Below are 22,862 nucleotides of genomic sequence, written 5' to 3' on the forward strand. Positions count from 1 at the left end.
CGGCCTTACTGGCCGACCGCGAGCCGTTCGGCGCCGGCCTTGTCGACAGCGCCGGCAACCTGCGCGCTGACGTCGGCACGGGCCTTGCTGTAGCATTCGGTGGCATCGGAGCTGCGCAGGCGCGACCCGGTGGTGACGCGGTTGTAGTCGCAGGCTTCACGCGCGGCGGTATCGATGCGGCGTTCCAGCTTCTGCTGGCCTTCCGGCGTCGAGAGATTCAGGTCGGAATAGCGCACTTCGACATTCTTGGCGAAAGCGGGGGCCGGGGCGGTTGCGGCAACAACGGCACCCAGAACAAGTCCGGCAGCAGCGGCGGCGATCATGTTGGTCTTGAACATCGTCTCTTCCTCCTCAGGGGAGCCGTGTGCAGAGAGTTTCGTCGCAACCGGCTCGGTGAAACCTGTTTGCAGCCGAATCGCCGCAGCTTCACGCGAGGCTCGACCGTCACCCGTTCAAGGTCGACGAAGGCCGGGTGGTGGGGATGAACGACATTGGGTGTCGACGAACGACGTCTTGCGATCCGGGCTGCGCGAAAGAACTACGGCGAATCAGCACTGCGAAAATCACGGTCTATTCGAAAGCTGGCTTTCCTCGCCGTTTGACGGTACCATTTGTATGTACTTATGGGACTGATCCTCGTCTTCTTCCTTGGGATATTCAACTTCGCCGCGCACAAGGCGGTGCTCGAAAGCGGCCATCGAATGCTTTCGCAGATCCCGTGGTTCTTCCAGCCCCTGGGCGGGCGCTTCAGCCTTGTCGTCGAATTCGTGATGCTGCTGGGCGCGATGATCGCCGTGGCCGGCGGGTCGGCGGGCTGGGCCTGGGTCTATATCCTCTACTCCGGTCTCAACGGCCTTTCCGCCTGGCTGATCTCCAGCGGACGGCTTTGATCGGGAACCCGGCGGGGCGAGGCAGGTTTCTGGCGGCATGACGCAAACGGAACATCCCCGCTCTCGTCCTGGCCAGCAGGCCGGAATCCCGCAGTCCGCCGCGCCGCTGCCCCGGGTATGGCTGGTCTGCAACGCTGCCAGCGGCAGCAATGACGATGCCTCCGTTTCCCGGGTCGAGGAAAACCTGGCCGATGCCGGCTTTCCGGTGGTCCGCACCTTGCGCTTTCCCGAAGAGGATGCGCCGACACCGGCCGTGCTCGATGCCGCGCAAGTGGATCTGCTGGTGACCTTCGGCGGTGACGGCACCACGCATTCGGTGGTTGCGGCGGCCAGCGGCTGGAGCGGCGCGGTGCTGGTGCTGCCCGGTGGCACGATGAACATGCTGCCCAAGCGCCTGCACGGCGATGTCCCCGTGGAAGAGATCGTCGCTCGCCTCGCCAGCGGTCCGCTCGACACGGTGCGGCCGACCGTCATCGCCAGTCGCCACGGAATCGGCCTGACCGGCGTGCTCGCCGGGCCCGGCACCGTCTGGAACGAGGTGCGCGAGGCCATGCGCGCGGTGAATATCGTCGAATTCGTCAACACCGCGCGGCAGGCCATCTCCTGGTCCGCGAACGGCCCCAAGGTGTTCTGCGCCGAATCGGATTGCGGCCGCGAAGACGGTTATGCCGCCATCACCGTCACCCCCGGCGAAAGCGGGCTGGAGGCGAACGGCTACTACGCCGAATCGCTGGCGGACTATGCCGGCCAGGGCATCGCCCTGCTCAACCGCGACTTCCGCGACGGACCGCACGACTCGCTCGGCAGCCATCGCCGGCTCAAGCTGGTCTGCCCCGATGGCGAGCCGATGGGCCTGCTGATCGACGGCGAACCTTTCGATGGCGGCGCGGAGGAGGAGTTTTACCTCGCAACTTGCGAAGTCGATCTGGTAACGACCCGCAATGCTTCCTGAAAACTCTCTCTCGCCGGGCGATCCGATCCGCCTGTTCCACTTGAGCGACATCCATTTCGGGTTGGAGGACAGACGCGCCATCGATTGGGCGAAGTCCTGCATCGCGCGTGAAAAACCCGATGCCGTCGCCATCACCGGCGACCTGACGATGCGCGCACGCCATCCCGAATTCGACGCGGCGACGGCGTGGATCAAGGGACTGGACGTGCCGGTGACGGTCGAAGTGGGGAATCACGACATCCCCTATTTCAACCTCTACGAACGGTTTTTCGCGCCCTACAAGCGGTTCCACGCCATCGAGAGCATGGTGGAGGCAGAGCTTCACCTGCCGGGCCTGGCCATCGTTCCGCTCAAGACCACCACGCGCGCCCAGTGGCAGCGCTTCCCCTGGTCGAACGGATGGGTGACGGAAAAGGCGCTGGCCGAAACTCTGGCCGCCATCGATGCCCTGCCCGCGGGAACCCGCGTGCTCATCGCCGCGCATCACCCGCTGACCGAGCGACGCGCCAAGGACAACAAGCTGCTGACGATCAACGGCACCCGGACGATGGAAGTGCTGGCAGGCCGCAAGGTCATGGCCGTGCTGTCCGGCCACATTCACGATGCTTTCGACCTCACCGCCGAAACTCCGGCCGGGCCGCTGCGGATGATCGGCGCGGGCACGCTGTCGAAGCGCATTCGCTCGACCCCGCCCAGCTTCAACGAGATCACCATCGAGGGCGACCGGATCAGCGTGGTCGCCCGCAATCTCGATCATGTGCCGACATCGGCCATGCAGATCGACCAGGTGCCCGAGAACGCCCTGCCCCCGCGCGAGCCGGGCGAGCCGGTGGCGCCGGTGGGCGCGGTGCCGCCGGTCGATCCGCCGGTGCATTGATCTGCTGAGGCCTGGCCAAAGACAAAGAGAAAGGGCCGCACCGTCGAAACGGTGCGGCCCTTTTCATTTCTGCCGTCGCTGCGGGAAGGCCCGCGGCGACGGATCCTGGGAATGCTTACTTGTAGTCGTGATCGACGTTGCCGATACCGTTGATCTCGGTCTTGAGGTTCGCGGGCTTGCGCACCAGGCTGACATTGCCGATGCCGTTGATGGCAACGTCGACCGTGCCGGTGGCGCCGATGGTGATATTGCCTGCGCCATTGACGCGGATCAGCGCATCGCGGGCTTCGACCTTGCCGAAGTCCAGGTTACCCGCGCCTTCGGCGGTCACGGCCAGCTTGCGGACCTTGCCCGAGGCTTCGAGGCTGAGAGCGCCGTTGCCGTTCACGGTCAGGCTGTCCTGGTCGAGCCCGGTCAGGGTCACGTCGCCCGGCGCTTCGAAATCGAGGCCTTCGATCTCGGGCGCGGAGATGCGGACCTTCAGGCCCTTGCGGCCGTGCCACTTGCCCTTCACGTCCAGGCGGCCGTTTTCCCAGGTCAGGCGGTCGACCAGCTTTTGCGGGCCGGTGACGACCATCTCGGCCTTTTCGCCCTTGGTGAAGACGAGCTGGACGGGGATGTCCATGGCCAGGCGGGCGCCGGGCTGGATCTGGAAGTTGCGGGTGATCTGCGGGCTGTCCGTATCGTCACCGTCCATGGTCCAGTTGAAGTCGCCGCTGTGGATGTCCTGGCGGAACTTGTCCCCGCCGATCAACCAGGCCGCGCTGAAAGCGACGATCGTCAGGATCACGCCGCTGGCGAATACGATGAGCAGTTTCCTGAACATCACTTGGTTCCTTTCTCTCGTTTTTCTCAGTTTTCGGGGTGGATGGCGGGTTCGATCACGCGGTAGTGAAGGCGGCCGAACCACATGAGGGCATTGATGATCCAGATGCTGACCAATGTCAGCAGCGCGGCGATCGCCACGGCGGCGCTCATCGTGCCGAGGCCGCCCAGGATCGCGACGAGGATGCCGCCCGGAAAGCCGCTGAACGGCCCGGCGATCAACATGAAGCCGCCTGCCACGAACACGGCGATGGCCGCGACGTAGAGGCCGAACATCACGCCCAGCACCGGCAAGACGATGGGCAGCAGGATCAGGATGTCGATGGTCGCCAGGCCCATGAAGGCCAGGATCGCGCCCCAGGCGGAGGACGGCGAGCGTCCGCTTTCCCAGTTGCGGAAGCCAGCCTCGAAGCGCAGTTCGCGGGCAAGGCGGCCGGGATCGCCAAGGGCGGCGGCCACTTCCTGTTCGCTGCGGCCTTCGGCGGCGCCGGCTTCGAAGTGCTCTTCGTAGTCGGCTGCGATCTCGGCGACATCGCCTTGCGGCATGCCCTTGAGACCGGCCTTCAGGCGCCGGATGAATTCGTTACGCGTCATGGCTCGGCTCCTCTGCGATGGGGCCTTCCATCGGAGCATCGGGCGAAGGGGCGGCAGCCTCTTCGATCAGCCCGTCGACGGCGGCGGTGAAGCCGCGCCATTCCTCTACCTGTTCGGCAAGGCGGCTGCGGCCGGTTTCGGTGATGCGGTAGTACTTGCGCGGCGGACCCGAGGGCGATTCCTCCAGATAGGTCGCCACGAGGCCATCCGACTGCATGCGGCGCATGAGCGGATAGATCGTGCCCTCACCCATATCGACCGCCGCGGCCATGCGGCTGGCGATCTCGTAGGCGTAGCTGTCCCCCCGCGACAGCAGGGCGAGCACGCACAGGCCGAGCACTCCCTTTTTCAGCTGTACTTCGATTTCGGACATCGAATCATCTCCTGCGAATGAGGAGTGTATATTGCAAGCTACCGTGTAACGCAAGGTACCTTGCCAAGATTAGTACGGGGTGTGGCAAGGTACCTTGCTATGGCTAGGTATCTGGCACCGTGCAAACCCGCCTTGGCCCCGCCTTGGCGACAGGAAATCCCACTTGTTCCGCGCTTTTGCGCCGTTTCGCTGCAACCACGCGCCGAGCCGTGAATTGTCGGGAGTGGCCAAGGAGAAACACTTTGACACAGCCCCCCTCTCGATTCCCCTCCCCGCATCGCCAGCCCTGGTTCACCGCATTGGTCCTCCTTGCGGTCGGCGCCGTGTTCACGGCCGGCGGCGTCTATCTCGCGACGCTGGCGGGCTCCCTCTATTATCTCGTCGCCGGGATCGCCCTGATCGCCACCGGGATCCTGGCGCTGCGACGAAGACCGGAGGCGCTGTGGCTCTATGGCGCGCTGCTGGTGGGCACCGTGCTTTGGGCCCTTCACGAGGTGGGACTGAACGGTTGGGGGCTGGAGCCGAGGCTGGTGGCGCCCACCGTGCTGGGCCTGTGGCTGTCGCTGCCCTGGGTGCGGCGCGGGATCGTGCCGGCAACCGATCGGCGGCCCCTCGCCCGCCATGCCGTCCTGGCCCCTGCCCTGGCCAGCGGCCTGGCGATCGTGGTGCTGATCGCCGGTTTCGCGCAGCCGGTGGGCGTGGCGGGAGACGCCGGAAACCGCCTCTTCGCCGGCCAGGTGGACGGTTCGGTACCCGCCGAGGACTGGTGGTATTACGGCCGCACCGCCAAGGGAGACCGCTTTTCTCCGCTGGACCAGATCAACACGGCCAACGTGAAGAACCTCAAGGTGGCCTGGACCACCCAGACCGGCGACACGATGCGCCCGGGCGAGGATGTCGGCGGCACCGATGCCGGCCACGAATTCAACTTCGAAGTGACGCCGATCAAGGTCGGTGACACCGTCTACGTCTGCACCGGCCACTCCTGGGTCGAGGCGCTCGATGCGCGCACCGGCAAAGTGAAGTGGAAGTTCGACCCCAAGGCCAATACCGACGCGGACGTCTACCTGGCCTGCCGCGGCGTCGCCTATTACCGTGCGCCGGAGGGCAAGAGCACCGTCTGCCCCACGCGCATCCTGGCCCCCGTACTGGACGCGCGGATCATGGCGCTCAATGCCGAGACGGGTAAGCCCTGCGAGGACTTCGGCGACCATGGCTTCATCAGCCTTGCCAAGTACCTCGGCCACGTTCCGGCGGGCTTCCACTTCGTCACCTCGCCGCCGCTGGTCGTTCACGACCGCATGATCCTGGGCGGCTGGGTCTACGACAACCAGTCCCGCAACGAGCCTTCGGGCGCGATCCGGGCCTTCGATCCGGTCTCCGGCAAGATCATCTGGGCCTGGGACGTCGGCCATCCCGATCAGGTCGTCCATCCCGGCGACGATACCGTGCTGACGCGCGGCACACCCAACGCCTGGGGCGTGTATACCGCCGATCCGGACCTCAACATGGTCTACCTGCCGCTGGGCAACGCCACGCCGGACTACTTCGGCGGCGGACGCCGTCCTTTCGACGAGGCATATTCCAGCTCCATCGTCGCGCTGGACATCACCACCGGGACGCCCAAGTGGCACTTCCAGACCACTCATCACGACGTGTGGGACATGGACCTGCCGATCGGTCCGTCGCTGGTGGACCTGCCCATCGGCGGGAAGACGGTCCCTGCCCTTGTCCAATCGTCGAAGCGCGGTGAATTCTGGGTGCTGGATCGCCGCACCGGCAAGCCCGTGGTCGAAACCATCGAAAAGCCGGTCCCGCAGGACGGCGTTCCGGGCGAGACCCTGGCAAAGACCCAGTCCTACCCTGTCGGCATGCCGTCGCTGACGCCGGCCGACCTGGTCGAGAACCACCTCTGGGGCGCGACGCCGATCGACCAGATGATGTGCCGCATCCAGTTCCGCAAGGCGCATTACGAAGGGCAGTTCACGCCGCCCCAGCTCAAGCAGACCATCGTCTACCCGGCCTTCGACGGGGTGATCGACTGGCACGGCGCCACCATCGATCCGCAGCGCAAGTTGCTGATCGCAAACTCGAACTACATCCCCTTCATGATTACCATGAAGCCGCGTGAGCCCTTCGAGAAGTCGGGCGCGGTGCCGCCGTGGAACGGTTCGGGCAACGAGCCCAAGATCGGTCCCGGAATCGCACCGCAGTATGGCACGCCCTACGTCGGCATGGTCCACCCCTGGCTGAACCCGATCGGCGTGCCCTGTAACCCGCCGCCGTGGGGCACCCTGACTGCCATCGATCTGGTGACTCACAAGATCGTCTGGCAGCGCCCCATCGGCGACACTCGCGCCACGGGCCTGGGCGGAACCCATACCAACCTGCCGCTGCCGACCGGCATCTTCAATATCGGCGGCAACATGATGACCGCCGGCGGCCTCGATTTCATCGGCGCCACGGCAGACAACATGTTCCGCGCGGTGGACGTGCGGACCGGCAAGACGCTGTGGGAGGCCGGTCTCCCGGCCGGCGGCAATGCCACGCCGATGACCTATTCGGTGGATGGCAGGCAATACGTCCTGATTGCCGCCGGCGGCCATGGCGGCCTGGGCACGAAGACCGGCGACTACCTCGTCGCTTACGCCCTGCCCCAAAGCTGAGTCTCGGGCCGATCCGCCTGTTTGGCGCGATGAGGGGCGATGCTTTCCGGCAGCGTCCCTCATCGCGCTGTGGGTGCGTTACGAAAGGGGATGTTTAGGTCTTGCCGCGTAGGCAGATCGCATGAACAAGGGCTCAAGGATTCTACTGCATGCTACCGGTTGCGCGGCCGCCTTCTCGCTGTTCCTCCTGTACGAGTTGTCGACGCGCTACATTCCCAGCGCTGCCTTGCAGAAGGCGAGCCTGGAAGCTGGAAATCCCGATCAATCCCGTGAAGACATGTTCGGCCTGATCCGCGATTGCCTAAATACTCGCGATCTGGAGCCGCAAGACATGGGGCGAAGGATTTCGAAACTCTACTCGGTGGAGAATGACGCCGGGTTTCTGGCGATGACGAGGATTCGCTGCGATGCCCGGCGATGCTCCGTGGCAGAATCGGCGCTTATCCCTGTCCAGGCTCACCCGGATCTTTGCCGCAAGCGCCACGGTCGCCGGTACCGCAGCGGAAGGCGTCAGGAAGCCTGGCTAAACGATTGACAGCATGACGCTGCTGCGACGGACAACGAAGGCGCCAACAAAAAAGGGCCGCGGTTGCCCGCGACCCCTTTTCGTAAAGCCGAAGCTCTCGGTAAGCGAATTAACGCTTCGAGAACTGGAAGCTACGACGTGCCTTCGCACGGCCATACTTCTTACGCTCGACGACGCGCGGGTCGCGGGTAAGGAAGCCGGCAGCCTTGACGGCGGCGCGCAGGGCGGGCTCGTACTTCGAGAGTGCCTGGGCGATACCGTGCTTCACGGCGCCTGCCTGGCCCGAGAGACCGCCGCCCTTGACGGTGGCGATCACGTCGTACTGGCCGTCACGACCAGCAACCTGGAAGGTCTGGTTGATGACGAGACGCAGTGTCGGACGTGCAAAGTACACTTCCTGGTCGCGGCCGTTGATGATGACCTTGCCGGTGCCGGGCTTCACCCACACGCGGGCCACGGCGTCCTTGCGGCGGCCGGTGGCGTAAGCGCGGCCATAGGCGTCGAGCTGCTGCTCGCGCAGGGGCGCGTTCGAAACGACGGGCGTGAAGGTCTCTTCCGACGTTTCAACGGCGGTAGCGACTTCGCCGAGGTCCTTGAGGTCGGACAGGCTCTGGACGGTTTCGGTATCGGACATTACGCGCCCACCTTGTTCTTGCGGTTCATGGAAGCGACGTCGAGCGCTTCGGGCTGGGTACCACCGTGCGGGTGCTCGGTGCCTGCATAGAGGTGCAGGGCGCGCATCTGGTCACGGCCGAGCGGACCACGGGGGATCATGCGCTCAACAGCCTTTTCAAGCACGCGCTCGGGGAAACGACCGGCGAGAACCTTGTCCGCGGTCACTTCCTTGATGCCGCCGGCATAACCGGTGTGCTTGTAGTAGGTCTTGTCGCCCAGCTTCTTGCCGGTGAACTTCACCTTCTCGGCGTTGATCACGACGACGTGGTCGCCGCAATCGACGTGCGGGGTGAAGCTCGGCTTGTGCTTGCCGCGCAGGAGGTCGGCGATAACGACCGCGAGACGGCCAACCACCAGACCCTCGGCATCGATCAGATGCCACTTCTTTTCCACCTCGGCCGGCTTGATCGACCGGGTGACCTTCGTAAGCGCCTTCATGGCTGGTCTATCCCTAATGTTCATGTCGCGGAGGCCGAATCGATCGCTTTCACGAATCTCCGGCACCGCGGGAAGGCGGCCAAATCGTCGAAAAGGGCCGGCAAGTCAAGCAGAGCGCGGCATTCCAGAGAGGTAAAATGATACCTCTAAGGTTGCGTGCTGCCGATCGCGGCCAGCCAAGCGGTAGTAGCCGGCGCGGCAGTGTCGCACCGCCAGCCCAGCACCGCGGGCTCCTCGTAAGGATGAATTTCGGCCAGCCGCGCCGTGGCGGCATCGAGCAGGGCGGCGTTGGTCTTCACCAGCAGGCCTTGCTCGCGGCTCGTGCCCTTCTCGCCGTTCCAGACGAAGAGCGAGGTCATCGCCGGGAGCAGGTTGGCGCAGGCGGCCAGGCCCTCGTCGAGCAGGGCATTGGCGGCCTTCAGCGCGCTCGCCTCATCGGGGAAGGGGCACCAGATGAGCGCGGGTGTAAGCGCCGGGCCGTTGGCCTGCCCGCTCACATGATCCGTCACATGCCAAGCCCGACCTGGTCGCGGCGGCCCAGGCAATGCGCGCCCCAGACCGTGGCCGCAACGAGCAGCGCGCCGCAGAGCTGGTGCGCCACGGCAAGCCAGAGCGCCACGCCAGACCACACCGTGAAGATGCCGAGCAGCACTTGCGTGCCGAACGCGGAATGGACGGCGATCGAAGCGAGACGCGCATGGCGGGCCTTGAGCCTGCGGCCCATCACGATCAGCACGGCGACCACGGCCCAGGCCCACCAGCGGTGCACGAAGTGGGTGAGGAACGGGTCGTTGACCAGCGCATGGAGCGCGCCGCCGGCCCATTCCACGCCGTCAGGGAAGAAGCTGCCCTGCATCAGCGGCCAGGCGTCCATGCTGAACCAGCCCATGCCCGCGACGTAGCCGGCGCGCAGGCCTGCCACCATCGCGCCCATGAAGAGCTGGATGAACAGCATGGCCAGGGCGAGGGCGCCGAAGCGGTTGAGGCGGGCAGGGGCCTGGCCGCGTCGCAGTTCGCGAAGGTCCAGCGCCGTCCAGACCAGACCGCCCAGGGTCGTCAGCGCCACCAGCAGGTGCGCGGCAAGGCGGAAATGGCTCACCCGGTCCGCAGCCTCGGCGGAGAGGCCCGAAGAGACCATCCACCAGCCGACCACGCCTTGCAGCCCGCCCAGCGCCAACAGCGCGACCAGGCGCGGCTTGTAGCCCAGGGGAATCGTGCGCTTGTACCAGAACCACGCGAGCGGAAGCGCAAAGGCCAGGCCGATCACGCGGGCCAGCAGGCGGTGCACCCACTCCCAGAAGTAGATGAACTTGTATTGGGACAGGGTCATGCCCGCCGGGCCGTTGACATCGATATATTGCGGGATCTGCTTGTAGCGGGCGAACTCGGCCTGCCACTGCGCGTCGGTCAGCGGGGGAATGGCGCCGGTGAGCGGCTTCCACTGGGTGATCGACAGGCCGGATTCGGTCAGCCGGGTTATGCCGCCGACCGCGACGATAAGGATGACCAGCGCGGCAACGATCAGCAGCCAGCGAACCATGGGGGCGATATCGTCGGCTGTACCGAGGAGGGGGCGACCGTCAGGGACTCTCATGACGCAAATCCCTGCGATCTTGCGACGAAATGCGCAAGGGGCACGTCGACCGAATGTTTCATGACACAGTCAGGACTTGATGAATGTTACAACGTCTCATACATGGGCATTCATGCGCACCGCCATCATCGCGATTCGAAACCGGCTGGACCGGGCAGGCATCGTCCTCAGCGGTCTTTGCGCGATTCACTGTATTCTCGGCGTGTTTTTCGTGGGTTTCCTGGGGCTTGGCGGCGAAGTTCTGCTCTCGCCCGAGGTTCACCGCGTCGGCCTGGGCCTGGCTCTGGTGGTCGGCGTGATCTCCCTGGGCTTCGGCGTCGTGCGCCATGGCCGCGTGGGACCGCTGGTGATCGGCGGCCTGGGCCTGGCGCTCATGGCCACGGCCATCGTCGTCGGTCATGGCCTGGCAGAATCGGTGCTGACCATTTTCGGCGTCGCGCTTGTCGCCTTCGCACACATCCGGAACTTGCACCGCGCGCATTGAAAGTGCCGATTGGGCACTTTCCAAATCGTTTCTCCGCGCTATCTGCGGCCCATGGCTGAAGAACTTTCCCTCACCGTGAACGGCGAACCGCGCCGCGTGGCGCCCGGTTCCTCGATTGCCGATCTCGTGTCGGGCATCGGCCTCGATCCCCGCAAGGTCGCCGTCGAGCGCAATGGCGAGATCGCCCCGCGCTCGACCCTGGCCGATGTGCTGCTGGCCGATGGCGACGTGCTGGAGATCGTCCACTTCGTGGGCGGTGGCTGAACCTGTTCGCCGGACCGATCCCTGACATACCCGTTCCCCGAAAGGACGCGAACCTTGACCGATACCGTCTCCGATTCCTCGACCACCGATTCCTGGACTGTCGCTGGCCGGACCTTCCGTTCGCGCCTGATCGTCGGCACCGGTAAGTACAAGGATTTCGAACAGAACGCGGCGGCGGTCGAGGCTTCGGGCGCGGAGATCGTCACGGTGGCGGTGCGCCGGGTCAATGTTTCGGACCCCAAGGCGCCGATGCTGACCGACTTCATCGATCCCCGGAAAATCACCTACCTGCCTAATACCGCCGGCTGCTTCACCGCCGAAGACGCCATCCGCACCTTGCGGCTGGCGCGCGAAGCGGGCGGCTGGGATCTGGTGAAGCTGGAAGTGCTGGGCGAGGCGCGGACGCTTTATCCCGACATGCGCGAGACGCTGAAGGCCACCGAAATCCTCGCGAACGAAGGCTTCCTGCCGATGGTCTACTGCGTGGACGATCCGATCGCGGCCAAGCAGCTTGAGGAAGCCGGCGCCGTGGCGGTCATGCCGCTGGGCGCGCCGATCGGCTCGGGCCTGGGCATCCAGAACAAGGTGACCGTCCGCCTGATCGTTGAGGGGGCCAAAGTGCCGGTCCTCGTCGATGCTGGCGTGGGTACGGCCTCGGAAGCCGCCGTGGCGATGGAACTGGGCTGCGACGGCGTGCTGATGAATACCGCGATTGCCGAAGCCCGCGACCCGATCCGCATGGCTCGCGCCATGAAGCTGGCGGTCGAGGCTGGCCGCGATGCCTATCTGGCAGGGCGCATGGCGCAGCGCCGCTACGCCGATCCCTCCAGTCCGCTTGCCGGCCTGATCTGAAAATTCGGCCGCGGGGCATTTTTCTTCACGATGGCCGATAGCTCTGCTGCAGCATGGCCGATTGTGACGGAAAAGTGCCGCGGACGGCCATTTTCAAAGCGTCCCGAAATGAAATGCTGCAAGAATCTTGCGGCTATTATCGGGTTCAAACCATTATCCGGTTAAGGCTGTAGCAACCGAAGAGGCGGAGATTGGTTCTAGTGACAGGGAGGATTGTCCTTCCGTGTCACGAGGATCAGGACCATGACTCACACGGGAAAGGCCACCATCACCATCGGGGAGCTGCGGGAATTCGCCAGCTTCACGCCCTGCGAGCAGCGCTACATCCGGCGCAGCCTGGACGTGGGACTGGGCCGGCAGGATGCTCTGGGTCTCTGGGCACGCGACGGCGTCGAAGCCACCTCGATCCGCAAGCAATACGAAGCCTACGCGGATCTCGCCGCGCTGCGCGAGATGCGGCCTGACGAATTCGGCTTCGATGACATTGCCGCGTTCATGGGCAAGCTGCTTTACGTCGCCGCCTTCGATCTCGCCCAGGAACGCATCGAATCGTTCCCGGCCTTCCGTTTCCTTTACGAACGCCTGCTTGGCGGTTGGGTAAGGCCCTGGCTGCCCGGCGCCTTCTGCGGAGCCGCCGCGCTTCCCCAGATCCGCCCCGATCGCCGCAAGACGTTGCTTCACTCGATCAGCGAAGCGGCGGCCACGGCATCTGGCTGGTCGGAGCGCGAACCGTCGTTCTATCCCGAATGGATCGAGAAGGAGATCGCCTGAGTTTCGGGCCTATCCGGCGCTTCGGCGCCGGATCGTTTCGCTCGCACGTCAGCTTTCGCTGCCCCATTGCAGGGTCTGCGGATCGCCCAGGGTAACCAGACGCCTGAGCGAAGCGCGGGCCAGACGCTCGGTTTCCACCTTGCGCCGTGCCGCGGCAAGCTGGCGCAGCGGCGCCGGGCGCAGAATCTCGGCATCGTAGCCATCGGCAACGATCACGCCGCACTGGTCGGGCAGGAACGGCTCGGTTTCCAGCGGCGCCCGGTCCAGCGAGGGGGGCAGCCCCCAGTAGAAACGGTCGCAATAGTCCAGATAGTCGGGCCATTTGCCGTCCCCCAGCAAGTCCGCGCGCGAGACCTTGATTTCGACGATGACGACATGCCCCTTGGCGTCGATGCCCATGAGATCGGCGCGGCGCCCGCAGCGCAGCGACATTTCCGGCAGGCACCAGATGTCGTTACGAGCAAAAAGCCGCCCTATTCCGCGCGCCACATCGGCGGCGACGAAAGAAAGAGCGGGAGAAACGAGCGGAGAATCAGCTTCGGCCATCGCGGCATAATAGGAACATAGAGGGAACTTTCAAGCCGCAAGGCATCTGGAGCGCTGGCCCAGCCAGAGCGGCCGACAGGTTTTTCCCAAGTCCATGATGGATCGAAGTGATTTGGCGCTGGCAACACCGCTCATGCTCTGCTAGTCGCCGCGGGCACTGCACCCGTAGCTCAGCTGGATAGAGCGCTGCCCTCCGAAGGCAGAGGCCACAGGTTCGAATCCTGTCGGGTGCACCATTTCCTCCATTTGCGAAGATCAACCGGCTTCCGGGCCATGCTCTGCCGTGTCTGTTCGGGCATTGTGCCGGGCACGGTGGCCGTGATCGGGCGGCGCGGGCGCCGCCCTTCAGGTGGGCGGGTCAGGCCAGGACGCGGTGGACCAGGTTGGTGTTGTATTGACGCAGCCAGCCCGGGATCAGGAAGGCGTCCACCAGCACCCAGATGCCGAGCGGGATCAGGAACAGCAGGCCGAAGCCCATGATCCAGATGGTCGCCCAGCCGAGCAGGAAGAGGACGAGCTGGACGATGCCGCCGGCGGTCTTGCCGGCGTAGAAGCGATGGGCGCCCAGCGAGCCGAGGAAGAACCACAGGAGATACGTGACGCCGGTGGACTTGGCATTTGCCTGGTAGAGCAGGCCGGCCATGGCCGCAGTGGATGAATTCGTGTCGGTCATCGATACCCCCGTCGATAAGTGAAGGGGCGTATCGATATGGGCATGCCATTAAGAAACCAATGAATTTTTTGAGTTGTGGGTGGCATGGCTCAATGAAAGTCCCGTGAGCGGGGGAGAACCCGCACGTTGCGCGGGTGCTGCGGGCGGACGAATTCGTCGGCGCGGGATAGCTGGGGCTCGGCCTCGTGCACTTCCGAGAGGCGTTTCAGCTCGGGCGTACGGTCATGGATGCTCTGGGCCATGATATGGATGACGCCTTCAGGGCTGTGCTGGATCAGACCTTCCACCAGCATCAGCCGCGCGGCCATGACCGGGCGGCGGTAGGTTTCGAACAGCCGGGCCCAGATCACCACGTTGGCGATGCCGCCTTCGTCCTCCAGCGTGACGAAAATGGCATTGCCCTTGCCCGGGCGCTGACGAACCAGCACCACGCCGGCGACTTTCACGCGCTTTCCGTTTCGGGTCTTCGCCAGGTCCGCACAGCGCAGCACGCCTTCTGCCGCGAAGACCGGGCGCAGGAACGACATCGGATGGGCTTTCAGCGAGAGCCGGGTGGTCTGGTAATCGGCGGCGACTTCCTCTGAGAGCGGCATGGCGGGCAGGGCGGCATGGGGTTCCTCTCCCAGTTCGCGGGCGCGGGCGGCGGCGAAGAGGGGAAGTTCGCCGGTTGGCGTGCGGCGTGCTTCCCAAAGGCCCTCGCGGCGGTCCAGACCGATCGAATGCAGGGCATCGGCATCGGCCAGGAGGTTGAGCGCCCGCTGGGGGAGGCTGGCGCGCCGGGCGAGATCTTCGAGGTTGGTGTAAGGGCGGTGGGCCTTGATCTGCTCCGCCCAGTTCTCGCGAAAGCCGCTGATCTGGCGCAGGCCGAGCCGGAGGGCGAGTGCGCCTTTCGCTTTGGGTTCCAGGGTGCAGTCCCACTCGCTGTGGTTGGCATCGATGGTGCGCACTTCCACGCCATGCTCCTGCGCGCAGCGGACGATCTGGGCCGGGGCGTAGAAGCCCATGGGCTGCGAATTGAGCAGGGCGGCGGCGAAGACCTCGGGGTAGTGGTGTTTGATATAGGCCGAGACCCAGACCAGCCGTGCGAAGGCGAGGGCATGGCTTTCCGGGAAGCCGTAGCTGCCGAAGCCCTTGATCTGCTGGAAGCAGCGCTCGGCGAAGTCCTTCTCGTACCCACGGGCCACCATGCCGTTCACCATCTTGCTGTGCAGGGAGCCGATCGTGCCGACATTGCGAAAGGTCGCCATGGCGCGGCGGAGCTGGTTGGCTTCGGCATCGGAGAAGTTCGCGGCGGTGATCGCCAGCCGCATCGCCTGCTCCTGGAACAGGGGGACGCCGAGAGTCTCGCCGAGGACACCGCGCAATTCGTCGCGATCGTGGGGAGGAGCCGGAGAAGGGTAGATGACGTCCTCGATCTTTTGTCGGCGCCGCAGATAGGGATGGACCATGTCCCCCTCGATCGGGCCGGGGCGCACGATGGCGACCTGAATGACCAGGTCGTAGAACCTCTCAGGTCTCAGGCGGGGCAGCATGTTCATCTGCGCGCGGCTCTCCACCTGAAAGACGCCGATACTGTCGCCCTTCTGGAGCATCTCGTAGACGGCTTTGACGTGGGGAGGGTTGCTCCGGTGATCTTCCTCGTCGCCCGGCACGGAACTGAGCTGGTACTGGCGGCCGATGTGCGTCTCGATCATGGCGAAGGCCTTGCCGATACAGGTCAGCATTCCGAGCGCCAGGATGTCGACTTTCATCAGGCCGAGCGTATCGATGTCGTCCTTGTCCCATTCGATGAACGTGCGCTTTTCCATCGCGGCATTGTGGATCGGCACGGTTTCGTCGAGCCGGTCCTGAGTCAGCACGAAACCGCCGACATGCTGGGAGAGATGGCGGGGGAAGTTCAGGATCGTGCCGGTGAAGTGATTGACCCGCGCGATCGTGGGATTGTCGGGATCGAGGCCGGCCTCGATGCAGCGGTTGCGGTCGTATTCCGAGGCGTAGCTGCCCCATACCGTGCTGGCGAGCCGGGCGGTGACGTCCTCGCTGAGCCCCAGCGCCTTGCCGACATCGCGGGCGGCGCTGCGCGAGCGGTAGTGAATCACCGTGGCGGCGATTCCCGCGCGCTCGCGGCCGTAGCGGCTGTAGATATATTGCATCACTTCCTCGCGCCGCTCGTGCTCGAAGTCGACGTCGATGTCGGGCGGTTCCTTGCGCTCGGTGGAGATGAAGCGGGAAAACAGCAGGTTGTGCTTCATCGGATCGACGGCGGTGACGCCGAGGACGAAGCAGACCGCCGAATTGGCCGCCGAGCCGCGCCCCTGGCAGAGGATGCCCTGTATCTGCGCCCACTGCACGATATCGTGGACGGTGAGGAAGTAGGCGGCGTAGGCCTGCTGACCGATGATCCCCAGTTCCTCGGTAAGCAGACGGGTGAGCTTTTCGGGGATGCCTTGCGGGTGGAGGTCGCTGGCGCGGCTCCAGACCAGTTCCTCCAGCCAGCCTTGCGGGGTGTAGCCGTAGGGGACCGGCTCGTGGGGGTAGGTGTAGCTCAGGTCTTCGAGCTTGAAGACGATGCCGCCCATGAAGTCTGCGGTGGCGGCGATCGCCTCGGGAGCGGCGGCGAAGAGGCGGGCCATTTCGGCTGCGGGCTTCAAGTGCCGCTCGGCATTGGCGGTGAGGCGGCGGCCGGCGGCCTGTACCGTGGTCTTTTCCCGGATCGCGGTCATGACGTCGTGCAGGGGGCGGGATTCCGGCCCATCGTAGAGAGCGTCGTTGACCGCGATCAGCGGCACGCCGGCCAGGGCCGCCTGTTCGCGCAAGGCCGCCAGCCGGCGCGCGTCGCGGCCCTGCCGCAGCATCGCCGCGCCCAGCCAGACCTTGCCGGGCGCGGCCTGCGCCAATTGGCGCAACAGGGCGTCGGAAGCGGGGGTGGCGACGATGAGCTGCATGTCCTCCAGGAATTCCAGCAGGTCGCTCAGGCGCAGCTCGCAGTTGCCCTTGGTCGTGCGCAAGTTGCCGGTGGTGAGCAGCCGGGTCAGGCGGCCCCAGCCGTATCGCGTGGTCGGATAGGCGAGGATCTCGGGCGTATCGTCGGCAAAGACCAGCCGCGCGCCGACCATGAGGCGGAACGGGGGCAGGGTGACGCCTTCGGCTTCCATCTCCTCCCCGAACCTGCGCAGCGCGGCAAGGGCGCGGGCGACGCCGGACACGGTGTTACGGTCCGCTATGCCGATTCCGGGGTGGCCGAGCGCCAGCGCCCGCAGCGCCATTTCCCCCGGCGTGCTGGCCCCGCGCAGAAAGGAATAGGCGGTCGTCGTCGCGAACTCGACATAGGGCGGCGTTTCGAGGCTCATGCGAAGACGCCGTGCAGATACCAGCGCGGGTCGGCTTTCTCGCTGCCGTAGAGACCATGGCGGAACAGCCAGAAGCGGCGGCCGTCGCTGTCCTCGATCCGGTAATAGTCGCGCGTGGGGCCGGTCGCCTCCACCGTCTTCCACCAGGGATAGGCGAGGCGTTCGGGGCCTTCCTGCCGCACCACCCGGTGCTGGCGTCCCTGCCAGCCGAACCGGCGCGGGGGACCGTCAGGCACTTCGGCCAGCACGGTGACGGGTTGGGGGGGATCGAACAGGAACAGCGGACGCAAGGGCGGCTCGCCTGCCTCCGGCTGGGGCCAGGGCTGCGGAATCGATGCGGGAGGCACGAGGCGGTCGGCATATTCCGGCAAGTGCTCGTCGCGGGGGGCGAAGCGGTGGACGCATTCGGCGCCAAAGCGCACTTGCAGGCGGTCCAGCAGGGGGGCGAGGTCGGGCTTGCCGGAATTCTCCTCGTCCAGCCGGTCCTGCCCTTCGGAGACGTCCTCGTGCAGGGGCACGGCCAGGCGCAGCAGGTCGTAGCCGAAGCCCGGGTCGAGCGGATCGGCGAGCGATTCGATGCGTTCGCGAAACAGGCGGACGACATCGGCGGGTTCGCGCAGGGGCAGGCCGCTGTCCACGGCGAGCCGGGCGACATGGCCGTCGGTGCGGAACAGCGAGACTTCGTAGCGTCGGCCCCCCCGGCCGCGGGCGACCAGCACGTCCCGCGCCTGCCCCGCCAGCCATTCGATCACGCCGAGGAGGGGCTTCACGGTCGCCATCGGTTCGGCGAAGCGCTGCTCCACCCAGATCGGGGGCAGGGTGCGATGCGGAGTGAAGCGCCGGTCCTGCTCCTCCAGCAGGTGGGCGAGGGCGATCGACATCGCCTTGCCGAAGCGAGCGGCGAGGGGCGCGCGGGGGCGATCCGCAAGCTGGCCCAGGGTGCGCAGCCCGGCGCGCTTCAGCGCGAGGTGGGCATCGTCTCCCAGGCCGAGTGCGGCCACCGGCAGTTCGCGCAAGGTGCTCTTGCCGAAGCGGGCAAGGGCAAGGGCGGCATCCGGCGTTCCGGCACAGGCCGCCAGCGCCCGGAATCCCCGCCGTGCGAGCCGGGTGACGAGATCGCCCCGCACGGCGTCTTCATCCATCCCCAGGCTGTCGAAGCAGCCGGTGAGGTCCAGCACCAGCGCGTCGTCGCGATCGGGGGCCACCATCGGGGTATAGCGTTCGCAGGATTCGACGATGCGCAGCAGCAGGGCATGGTCCGCTGCGGGCCGGTGTTCGAGAGCAGGCAGGTCCGGCTCCAGCGCGCGCGCATCGGCCAGCATCATGCCGGCCGAGAGGCCCAGCGCCAGCGCCGCGGGAGACAGCGCCATGATGCGCTGCGCCCCGCGTTGCTTCGCGATCAGGGCGAAAGCCGCGTCAGGCGGCGCTGCGCCTTCCCGCATCGCCCGTTCGGACGGCAGGAAGGGAAAGGTGACCGCCAGATAGCGGCGCGTGGCCAAGCATGAGCTTACGGAAGGTGCCTTGCTCACGATTCCATTCCAGTTGCAGGTTGAGACCCTCCCGCCCGCCGCGCCGGCGCAGCAGGGTCACGTCGAACACCGGATCTCCCGGCGCATTGGCGGGCAAGGGAACCGACGGCGCGCTGGTCACCTGCCAGCGGGTGTGGGCGGCGCTGGGCGTCGGCTGGGCGCCGCTGCGCACGATCATGACCATGGTGCCGCTTTGCTCCGCCGCCAGCGCCAGCCGCCGCGAGGCGGTAAGGTCGAAGGCCGGGGCCCGGCCGTCCATTTCCATCACCACGGCCGCTGCCCCGCCATGCCGCACCGAATCCACGCCCGCGCGCAGCAGGCTCTGGAGATCGGGCAGGCGCAGCAGCACCATGGCGGCCGGGTCTATGCCCAGTTCCGCAAGGCCGGGAGCATAAGGGCGCGAGCGGGCCTGCTTGCCCCCGCCCTTTCCATTAACTTTGCCCAGCCGCAGCCAGAGCAGAGGTTCCCGCGCCTTGCGCGCCTGCACCGCGCAAAGCAGCGCCAGCGCCAGGGCGGCCCCGCCGTCCTGCTCGGTCGCGGCATAGAATTCATGAACGCCGTCCTGCTGCAAAGGCGACTCGGGCCAGCCGTCAGGAGACGCCTGAGCGAGGTTTGCTGCCAGTTGGAGGCGACTCGAATCGAACATATGTTCCTTTTATGTTCTATTCCTGTCCTGCGCAATCGAGTCTGGAAATGAGGGTGCAATCGGCTGTGGGCACAGCCCGGTCTCCCGATCCTGCCGGTGAGTTTCGTCGCACACTCCGATTCGCCGGCACCATGGCGCTGAACCCGCCGACAGCGGCCCAGAACGCAGGGCGAAAAGCTTTCGGGCATCGTTCGCCAAGTCATCGCCCGGCATTCCGCCTAGGGTTCGGGCATCGCCCACCTTACGGCCCCTACCCTCAAAGAAGGACTCACGAAGCATGGCCAGTTCCGCTCCCGCGCCGCTGGAAGCCGTTCCGCCCGTCACCACTGCCGCTGCCTGGCGAGGAGACCGGCTTTCCGAGACCGACGCGTGGATCTACAGGCTGTCCGACGAACAGGTGCTGGAGCTGGAGACGCTCGGTGCCCGCTTCATGGCCGATGACCCGGACCTGCGCACGGTCACCGCCGAGGAATATCCGCTGGTAGCCTGCGCCGATGCGGTGAAGTCATGGGGCGAGGATGTCGATTACGGCCGCGGCTTCGTGCTGGTGCGGGGCCTGCGGACCCAGCTCTATTCGGACGTTCTTTCCAACGCGATCTACTACGTGCTCGGCCTGCACATGGGCGATCCGATCCGCCAGAACGAGATGGGCGACCTGATCGACCACGTCTATGCCACCAGCGACAAGACCATGGACGATCCCACCGCGCTCTCCTCCAAGGTGCGGGACAAGCTGGTCTATCACTCCGACAGCTCGGACATCGTCGCGCTGATGTGCCTGCGCCCGGCCAAGGAGGGCGGCCTGTCCTGCCTCGTCTCCGGCGCGGAGATCTACAACGAGATCCTGCGCCGCCGCCCCGATCTGGCGCCGCTGCTGCTGGAACCCTTCCACTGGGACTGGCGCCGGCAGGACCACAATGCGCCGGCGGATACTTATACCTCGCCGATCGTCAGCCTGGTGGACGGGGTGTTCTCGATGTATGCGGGCTCGCTCTACATCCTCACCGCGCAGGAATATGAAGGCGTGCCCAGGCTGACGCCGGAGCAGATCGCGGTGCTCGAACTCTTCGACACGATCACCTACGAAGAGGGCATGGCCATCGAGATGGATTTCCGCCCCGGCGACATCCAGTGGCTCTCCAATTACGCCGCGCTCCATGCCCGCACCACGTTCTGGGACTGGCCCGAGCCGCAGCGCAAGCGCCACCTCCTGCGGTTGTGGCTGAGCCGCGATGCCGGGCGCCCGGTGGTGGAGGGCTTCGGCAAGAACGGCGTTGTGCAGGTTCGCCAGGCCCCGCGCGACGGGCAGGCGGAGCATCCCGATGCGCATTTCGACGTGTTCTCGGTATCGGTACCGCGCCTGATGGTCTGAAGGGCCGCGTGCGCAGACAAAGAGGGCCGGAAGTTTCCTTCCGGCCCTCTTTTTGTTGTCCTGAGTGTGCCGATCAGATCAGGCCGATCAGATCAGGCCGATCAGCTCAGGGCGATGTCCGGTGCGTCTTCCTGCTTCATGCCGACGACGTGGTAGCCCGCGTCCACATGATGCGTCTCGCCGGTCACGCCCGAGGAGAGGTCGGAAAGGAAGTAGAGGCCCGAGCCGCCCACGTCCTCGATCGTGACGTTGCGGCGCAGCGGCGAGTTCAGCTCGTTCCACTTGAGGATATAGCGGAAGTCGCCGATGCCGCTGGCGGCCAGCGTCTTGATCGGGCCGGCCGAGATCGCGTTGACGCGGATGTTCTGCGGGCCAAGGTCGTTGGCGAGGTACTTCACCGAGGCTTCCAGTGCCGCCTTGGCCACGCCCATGACGTTGTAGTGCGGCACGACCTTTTCGGCGCCGTAATAGGTCAGCGTCAGGATCGAGCCGCCTTCGGGCATCATCTGCATCGCACGCTTGGTCACCGAGACCAGGCTGTAGGCCGAGATGTTCATCGTCATCAGGAAGTTTTCGAGGCTGGTGTCGACATACTTGCCGCGCAGCTCGTTCTTGTCCGAGAAGCCGATGGCGTGGACGACGAAGTCGATCGTCGGCCAGCGTTCCGCCAGCGTTTCGAAGGCGGTGTCGAGGGCTGCCATGTCCGAAACGTCGCAATCGATGAGGAAATCGCTGCCCAGGCTCTCGGCCAGCGGCTTCACGCGCTTGGCCAGCGCTTCGCCCTGATAGGAGAAGGCCAGCTCGGCACCCTGTTCGTGCAGTCTCTTCGCGATGCCCCAGGCCAGGGACTTGTCGTTGGCAAGGCCCATGATCAGGCCGCGTTTACCCTGCATCAGACCGGTCATTCGTGTTCTTCCTGTACTTCGTTGTTCTGTGCAGCAGCGCTGCTATTTCCGCCTGGCCCCCCGGCAAGCATTTCCTGCTCCTCGGGACTGACGGTAAGGGCGGCATTGAGTTCCGCGCCCGCGACCATCCCTAGTCCGACAAGCCAGAAAAAGAAAAGCGCGATCATCACTCCGGCGAGACTTCCGTACGTCAAATCGTAAGCGATGAAATTGCGCAACACTTTCGGCAGCAGCCATGCGGCCCCCAGCCACCATGCCGCGACGAACAGAGGGCCGGGCCATTTCCGATAGCGGCGAGACTGATAGCGCGAGGGCGTGAGCAGGAAAAACAGGGCGTAGAGCGAGGCGAACAGGGTGGCGGCGGTGACGCCGCGGGAAATGCCGATCTGGTAGTTGAAGGCCTTGAGGCCGGGGAAAACCGTCAGCAGCACTTCCTCGATCACTGAAATGAGCACCTGCGAAGACAGCGAGAGCAGCAGCAGCAGGACCGAGCCGAAGATCAGCCCGCTCGACGCCAGGCGGTTTCGCCAGAACTTCAGTCCCTTGTTCATGCCGTAGGCGCGGTGGAGAATATCGCGGATGGTCTCGATCAGACTGGTCGCCGTCCACAGGCCCAGTACGCCGCCGATCCAGAGCAGCCAGCCGTGCCGCGCGGCAACGGCATCGCGGGCCACCGGGGCCAGCGCTTCGTCCACGCGCGGGGGAAGGGCGTTGAGCACCGCGTCGATCGCGCTCTCCAGCTGCCCCTGTTCGCCCAGCGCCGAATAGATGGCCGCCAGGGCGATGAAGAAGGGGAACAGCGCCACGATCGTCATGTAGGCGAAGTTGCCGGCGTGGATGAAGCCGTCTTCCCAGGTCCCGGTAAACACGCGCTTGACCACGACATAGGCGCGGCTGGAAGGATCGGGACGGGGAATCCGGTCCTGCATTTCCTGCCAGCGCATGGCCGCGCGCCGCCGGGCTTCGGGCGTTATCGCTGCCGAAGCCGGCGTTCCCGGGGCCTGCACGTCTATCGAATGGTCGATGTTCACCACGCCGAGATAGGCGCTGAAAAGAGGAT

Annotated in this window: 25 protein-coding genes and 1 tRNA gene; 11 read left to right on the plus strand and 15 right to left on the minus strand. The window is 65.6% G+C overall.

Going from position 1 to position 22,862, the window contains the following annotated elements; genetic code table 11:
* Positions 1-5: 5 nt before the first annotated feature.
* Positions 6-338 carry a UrcA family protein gene (locus ACZ1J6_RS18250; protein WP_243654126.1) on the minus strand — a complete coding sequence of 111 codons (333 nt, stop codon included), beginning with the start codon at positions 336-338 and terminating at the stop codon, positions 6-8.
* Between the two features lie 285 nt (positions 339-623).
* Here ACZ1J6_RS18250 and ACZ1J6_RS18255 point away from each other — a divergent pair, with 285 nt between their 5' ends.
* Genes ACZ1J6_RS18255 through ACZ1J6_RS18265 form a run of 3 tightly spaced genes read left to right on the plus strand, consistent with a single transcriptional unit; the run spans position 624 to position 2,719 of the window.
* Positions 624-890, plus strand: a complete 267-nt coding sequence (locus tag ACZ1J6_RS18255; RefSeq protein ID WP_132264257.1) for a hypothetical protein — start codon at positions 624-626, stop codon at positions 888-890.
* Between the two features lie 37 nt (positions 891-927).
* Entirely contained in the window at positions 928-1,842 is a 915-nt protein-coding gene (locus tag ACZ1J6_RS18260) for a diacylglycerol/lipid kinase family protein (protein ID WP_465127691.1), read from the plus strand.
* Entirely contained in the window at positions 1,832-2,719 is an 888-nt protein-coding gene (locus tag ACZ1J6_RS18265) for a metallophosphoesterase family protein (protein ID WP_134094842.1), read from the plus strand. Before ACZ1J6_RS18260 ends, ACZ1J6_RS18265 begins: the two co-directional genes overlap by 11 nt.
* 115 nt (positions 2,720-2,834) lie before the next feature.
* On the opposite strand, the gene ACZ1J6_RS18270 is transcribed toward ACZ1J6_RS18265, so the two are convergent.
* The 3 genes from ACZ1J6_RS18270 to ACZ1J6_RS18280 are packed head-to-tail and all read right to left on the minus strand — an operon-like array spanning position 2,835 to position 4,511.
* Positions 2,835-3,545: a GIN domain-containing protein gene (locus tag ACZ1J6_RS18270; RefSeq protein ID WP_465127692.1), complete on the minus strand. Its 711-nt coding sequence runs from the start codon at positions 3,543-3,545 to the stop codon at positions 2,835-2,837.
* 26 nt (positions 3,546-3,571) lie between these two features.
* Entirely contained in the window at positions 3,572-4,138 is a 567-nt protein-coding gene (locus ACZ1J6_RS18275; RefSeq protein WP_132264249.1) for a DUF1700 domain-containing protein, read from the minus strand.
* Positions 4,128-4,511: a PadR family transcriptional regulator gene (locus tag ACZ1J6_RS18280; protein WP_132264247.1), complete on the minus strand. Its 384-nt coding sequence runs from the start codon at positions 4,509-4,511 to the stop codon at positions 4,128-4,130. Before ACZ1J6_RS18280 ends, ACZ1J6_RS18275 begins: the two co-directional genes overlap by 11 nt.
* 242 nt (positions 4,512-4,753) lie before the next feature.
* Here ACZ1J6_RS18280 and ACZ1J6_RS18285 point away from each other — a divergent pair, with 242 nt between their 5' ends.
* Together ACZ1J6_RS18285 and ACZ1J6_RS18290 are read left to right on the plus strand one after the other, a co-directional pair.
* Complete coding sequence (locus ACZ1J6_RS18285) at positions 4,754-7,177, plus strand: membrane-bound PQQ-dependent dehydrogenase, glucose/quinate/shikimate family (protein ID WP_465127693.1); 2,424 nt, start codon at positions 4,754-4,756, stop codon at positions 7,175-7,177.
* 121 nt (positions 7,178-7,298) lie between these two features.
* Positions 7,299-7,712, plus strand: coding sequence for a hypothetical protein (locus ACZ1J6_RS18290; protein WP_465127694.1), 414 nt, complete (start codon positions 7,299-7,301; stop codon positions 7,710-7,712).
* A 100-nt stretch (positions 7,713-7,812) separates the two neighbouring features.
* On the opposite strand, the gene rpsI is transcribed toward ACZ1J6_RS18290, so the two are convergent.
* The 4 genes from rpsI to ACZ1J6_RS18310 all read right to left on the minus strand — a co-directional run bounded on the left by rpsI (position 7,813) and on the right by ACZ1J6_RS18310 (position 10,410).
* Positions 7,813-8,337, minus strand: coding sequence for a 30S ribosomal protein S9 (gene rpsI / locus ACZ1J6_RS18295; RefSeq protein WP_132264241.1), 525 nt, complete (start codon positions 8,335-8,337; stop codon positions 7,813-7,815).
* Positions 8,337-8,816: a 50S ribosomal protein L13 gene (gene rplM / locus ACZ1J6_RS18300; protein WP_054442085.1), complete on the minus strand. Its 480-nt coding sequence runs from the start codon at positions 8,814-8,816 to the stop codon at positions 8,337-8,339. The genes rpsI and rplM overlap by 1 nt, the downstream gene beginning before the upstream one ends.
* A 146-nt stretch (positions 8,817-8,962) precedes the next feature.
* Positions 8,963-9,325, minus strand: a complete 363-nt coding sequence (gene cutA / locus ACZ1J6_RS18305) for a divalent-cation tolerance protein CutA (protein WP_465127695.1) — start codon at positions 9,323-9,325, stop codon at positions 8,963-8,965.
* A complete protein-coding gene (locus tag ACZ1J6_RS18310; protein WP_132264239.1) occupies positions 9,322-10,410 on the minus strand; it encodes a COX15/CtaA family protein in 1,089 nt (362 codons plus the stop codon). Before ACZ1J6_RS18310 ends, cutA begins: the two co-directional genes overlap by 4 nt.
* Before the next feature lie 112 nt (positions 10,411-10,522).
* Between ACZ1J6_RS18310 and ACZ1J6_RS18315 the strand changes: the two genes are divergently transcribed.
* The 4 genes from ACZ1J6_RS18315 (at position 10,523) to ACZ1J6_RS18330 (ending at position 12,781) form a co-directional block, all read left to right on the plus strand.
* Positions 10,523-10,894, plus strand: a complete 372-nt coding sequence (locus ACZ1J6_RS18315) for a MerC domain-containing protein (protein ID WP_132264237.1) — start codon at positions 10,523-10,525, stop codon at positions 10,892-10,894.
* A gap of 51 nt (positions 10,895-10,945) precedes the next feature.
* Entirely contained in the window at positions 10,946-11,158 is a 213-nt protein-coding gene (gene thiS / locus ACZ1J6_RS18320; protein ID WP_134094847.1) for a sulfur carrier protein ThiS, read from the plus strand.
* A gap of 54 nt (positions 11,159-11,212) precedes the next feature.
* Complete coding sequence (locus tag ACZ1J6_RS18325) at positions 11,213-12,010, plus strand: bifunctional sulfur carrier protein/thiazole synthase protein (RefSeq protein WP_431568057.1); 798 nt, start codon at positions 11,213-11,215, stop codon at positions 12,008-12,010.
* Between the two features lie 243 nt (positions 12,011-12,253).
* On the plus strand, positions 12,254-12,781 hold the full coding sequence (locus ACZ1J6_RS18330) for a hypothetical protein (protein WP_132264235.1): 528 nt from the start codon (positions 12,254-12,256) through the stop codon (positions 12,779-12,781).
* Positions 12,782-12,829: 48 nt separating this feature from the next.
* On the opposite strand, the gene ACZ1J6_RS18335 is transcribed toward ACZ1J6_RS18330, so the two are convergent.
* Positions 12,830-13,327, minus strand: a complete 498-nt coding sequence (locus ACZ1J6_RS18335) for an MmcB family DNA repair protein (protein WP_134094849.1) — start codon at positions 13,325-13,327, stop codon at positions 12,830-12,832.
* Between the two features lie 159 nt (positions 13,328-13,486).
* Between ACZ1J6_RS18335 and ACZ1J6_RS18340 the strand changes: the two genes are divergently transcribed.
* Positions 13,487-13,563 (plus strand) — tRNA-Arg (locus tag ACZ1J6_RS18340).
* Between the two features lie 122 nt (positions 13,564-13,685).
* Here ACZ1J6_RS18340 and ACZ1J6_RS18345 read toward each other — a convergent pair.
* The 4 genes from ACZ1J6_RS18345 to ACZ1J6_RS18360 form a co-directional block, all read right to left on the minus strand.
* Positions 13,686-14,000: a TM2 domain-containing protein gene (locus ACZ1J6_RS18345; RefSeq protein WP_132269910.1), complete on the minus strand. Its 315-nt coding sequence runs from the start codon at positions 13,998-14,000 to the stop codon at positions 13,686-13,688.
* 89 nt (positions 14,001-14,089) lie between these two features.
* Positions 14,090-17,350, minus strand: coding sequence for an error-prone DNA polymerase (locus tag ACZ1J6_RS18350; RefSeq protein ID WP_465127696.1), 3,261 nt, complete (start codon positions 17,348-17,350; stop codon positions 14,090-14,092).
* On the minus strand, positions 17,347-18,849 hold the full coding sequence (locus ACZ1J6_RS18355; RefSeq protein WP_465127697.1) for a Y-family DNA polymerase: 1,503 nt from the start codon (positions 18,847-18,849) through the stop codon (positions 17,347-17,349). Before ACZ1J6_RS18355 ends, ACZ1J6_RS18350 begins: the two co-directional genes overlap by 4 nt.
* A complete protein-coding gene (locus tag ACZ1J6_RS18360) occupies positions 18,767-19,525 on the minus strand; it encodes an ImuA family protein (RefSeq protein WP_465127698.1) in 759 nt (252 codons plus the stop codon). The genes ACZ1J6_RS18355 and ACZ1J6_RS18360 overlap by 83 nt, the downstream gene beginning before the upstream one ends.
* Before the next feature lie 277 nt (positions 19,526-19,802).
* Here ACZ1J6_RS18360 and ACZ1J6_RS18365 point away from each other — a divergent pair, with 277 nt between their 5' ends.
* The gene (locus ACZ1J6_RS18365; protein WP_465127699.1) at positions 19,803-20,897 is read left to right on the plus strand and encodes a TauD/TfdA family dioxygenase; all 1,095 of its coding nucleotides are present in this window, start codon (positions 19,803-19,805) and stop codon (positions 20,895-20,897) included.
* Between the two features lie 101 nt (positions 20,898-20,998).
* Here ACZ1J6_RS18365 and fabI read toward each other — a convergent pair whose 3' ends face one another.
* Positions 20,999-21,802, minus strand: a complete 804-nt coding sequence (fabI, locus tag ACZ1J6_RS18370; RefSeq protein WP_134094853.1) for an enoyl-ACP reductase FabI — start codon at positions 21,800-21,802, stop codon at positions 20,999-21,001.
* On the minus strand, positions 21,799-22,833 hold the full coding sequence (locus ACZ1J6_RS18375) for a YihY/virulence factor BrkB family protein (protein ID WP_465127700.1): 1,035 nt from the start codon (positions 22,831-22,833) through the stop codon (positions 21,799-21,801). The genes fabI and ACZ1J6_RS18375 overlap by 4 nt, the downstream gene beginning before the upstream one ends.
* Between the last annotated feature and the right edge of the window lie 29 nt (positions 22,834-22,862).

The sequence above is a fragment of the Novosphingobium sp. BL-S-21 genome (assembly GCF_055521655.1).

Bases quoted from the DNA above. Each gene is read 5' to 3' on its own strand.
- ACZ1J6_RS18350 (WP_465127696.1), bottom strand. From the start codon at position 17,350: ATGAGCCTCGAAACGCCGCCCTATGTCGAGTTCGCGACGACGACCGCC.
- ACZ1J6_RS18270 (WP_465127692.1), bottom strand. From the start codon at position 3,545: ATGTTCAGGAAACTGCTCATCGTATTCGCCAGCGGCGTGATCCTGACG.
- ACZ1J6_RS18260 (WP_465127691.1), top strand. From the start codon at position 928: ATGACGCAAACGGAACATCCCCGCTCTCGTCCTGGCCAGCAGGCCGGA.
- ACZ1J6_RS18290 (WP_465127694.1), top strand. From the start codon at position 7,299: ATGAACAAGGGCTCAAGGATTCTACTGCATGCTACCGGTTGCGCGGCC.
- ACZ1J6_RS18330 (WP_132264235.1), top strand. From the start codon at position 12,254: ATGACTCACACGGGAAAGGCCACCATCACCATCGGGGAGCTGCGGGAA.
- ACZ1J6_RS18315 (WP_132264237.1), top strand. From the start codon at position 10,523: ATGCGCACCGCCATCATCGCGATTCGAAACCGGCTGGACCGGGCAGGC.
- ACZ1J6_RS18265 (WP_134094842.1), top strand. From the start codon at position 1,832: ATGCTTCCTGAAAACTCTCTCTCGCCGGGCGATCCGATCCGCCTGTTC.
- ACZ1J6_RS18275 (WP_132264249.1), bottom strand. From the start codon at position 4,138: ATGACGCGTAACGAATTCATCCGGCGCCTGAAGGCCGGTCTCAAGGGC.
- ACZ1J6_RS18365 (WP_465127699.1), top strand. From the start codon at position 19,803: ATGGCCAGTTCCGCTCCCGCGCCGCTGGAAGCCGTTCCGCCCGTCACC.
- rpsI (WP_132264241.1), bottom strand. From the start codon at position 8,337: ATGTCCGATACCGAAACCGTCCAGAGCCTGTCCGACCTCAAGGACCTC.
- ACZ1J6_RS18335 (WP_134094849.1), bottom strand. From the start codon at position 13,327: ATGGCCGAAGCTGATTCTCCGCTCGTTTCTCCCGCTCTTTCTTTCGTC.
- thiS (WP_134094847.1), top strand. From the start codon at position 10,946: ATGGCTGAAGAACTTTCCCTCACCGTGAACGGCGAACCGCGCCGCGTG.
- ACZ1J6_RS18310 (WP_132264239.1), bottom strand. From the start codon at position 10,410: ATGAGAGTCCCTGACGGTCGCCCCCTCCTCGGTACAGCCGACGATATC.
- fabI (WP_134094853.1), bottom strand. From the start codon at position 21,802: ATGACCGGTCTGATGCAGGGTAAACGCGGCCTGATCATGGGCCTTGCC.
- ACZ1J6_RS18345 (WP_132269910.1), bottom strand. From the start codon at position 14,000: ATGACCGACACGAATTCATCCACTGCGGCCATGGCCGGCCTGCTCTAC.
- ACZ1J6_RS18250 (WP_243654126.1), bottom strand. From the start codon at position 338: ATGTTCAAGACCAACATGATCGCCGCCGCTGCTGCCGGACTTGTTCTG.
- ACZ1J6_RS18360 (WP_465127698.1), bottom strand. From the start codon at position 19,525: ATGTTCGATTCGAGTCGCCTCCAACTGGCAGCAAACCTCGCTCAGGCG.
- ACZ1J6_RS18280 (WP_132264247.1), bottom strand. From the start codon at position 4,511: ATGTCCGAAATCGAAGTACAGCTGAAAAAGGGAGTGCTCGGCCTGTGC.
- ACZ1J6_RS18255 (WP_132264257.1), top strand. From the start codon at position 624: ATGGGACTGATCCTCGTCTTCTTCCTTGGGATATTCAACTTCGCCGCG.
- rplM (WP_054442085.1), bottom strand. From the start codon at position 8,816: ATGAAGGCGCTTACGAAGGTCACCCGGTCGATCAAGCCGGCCGAGGTG.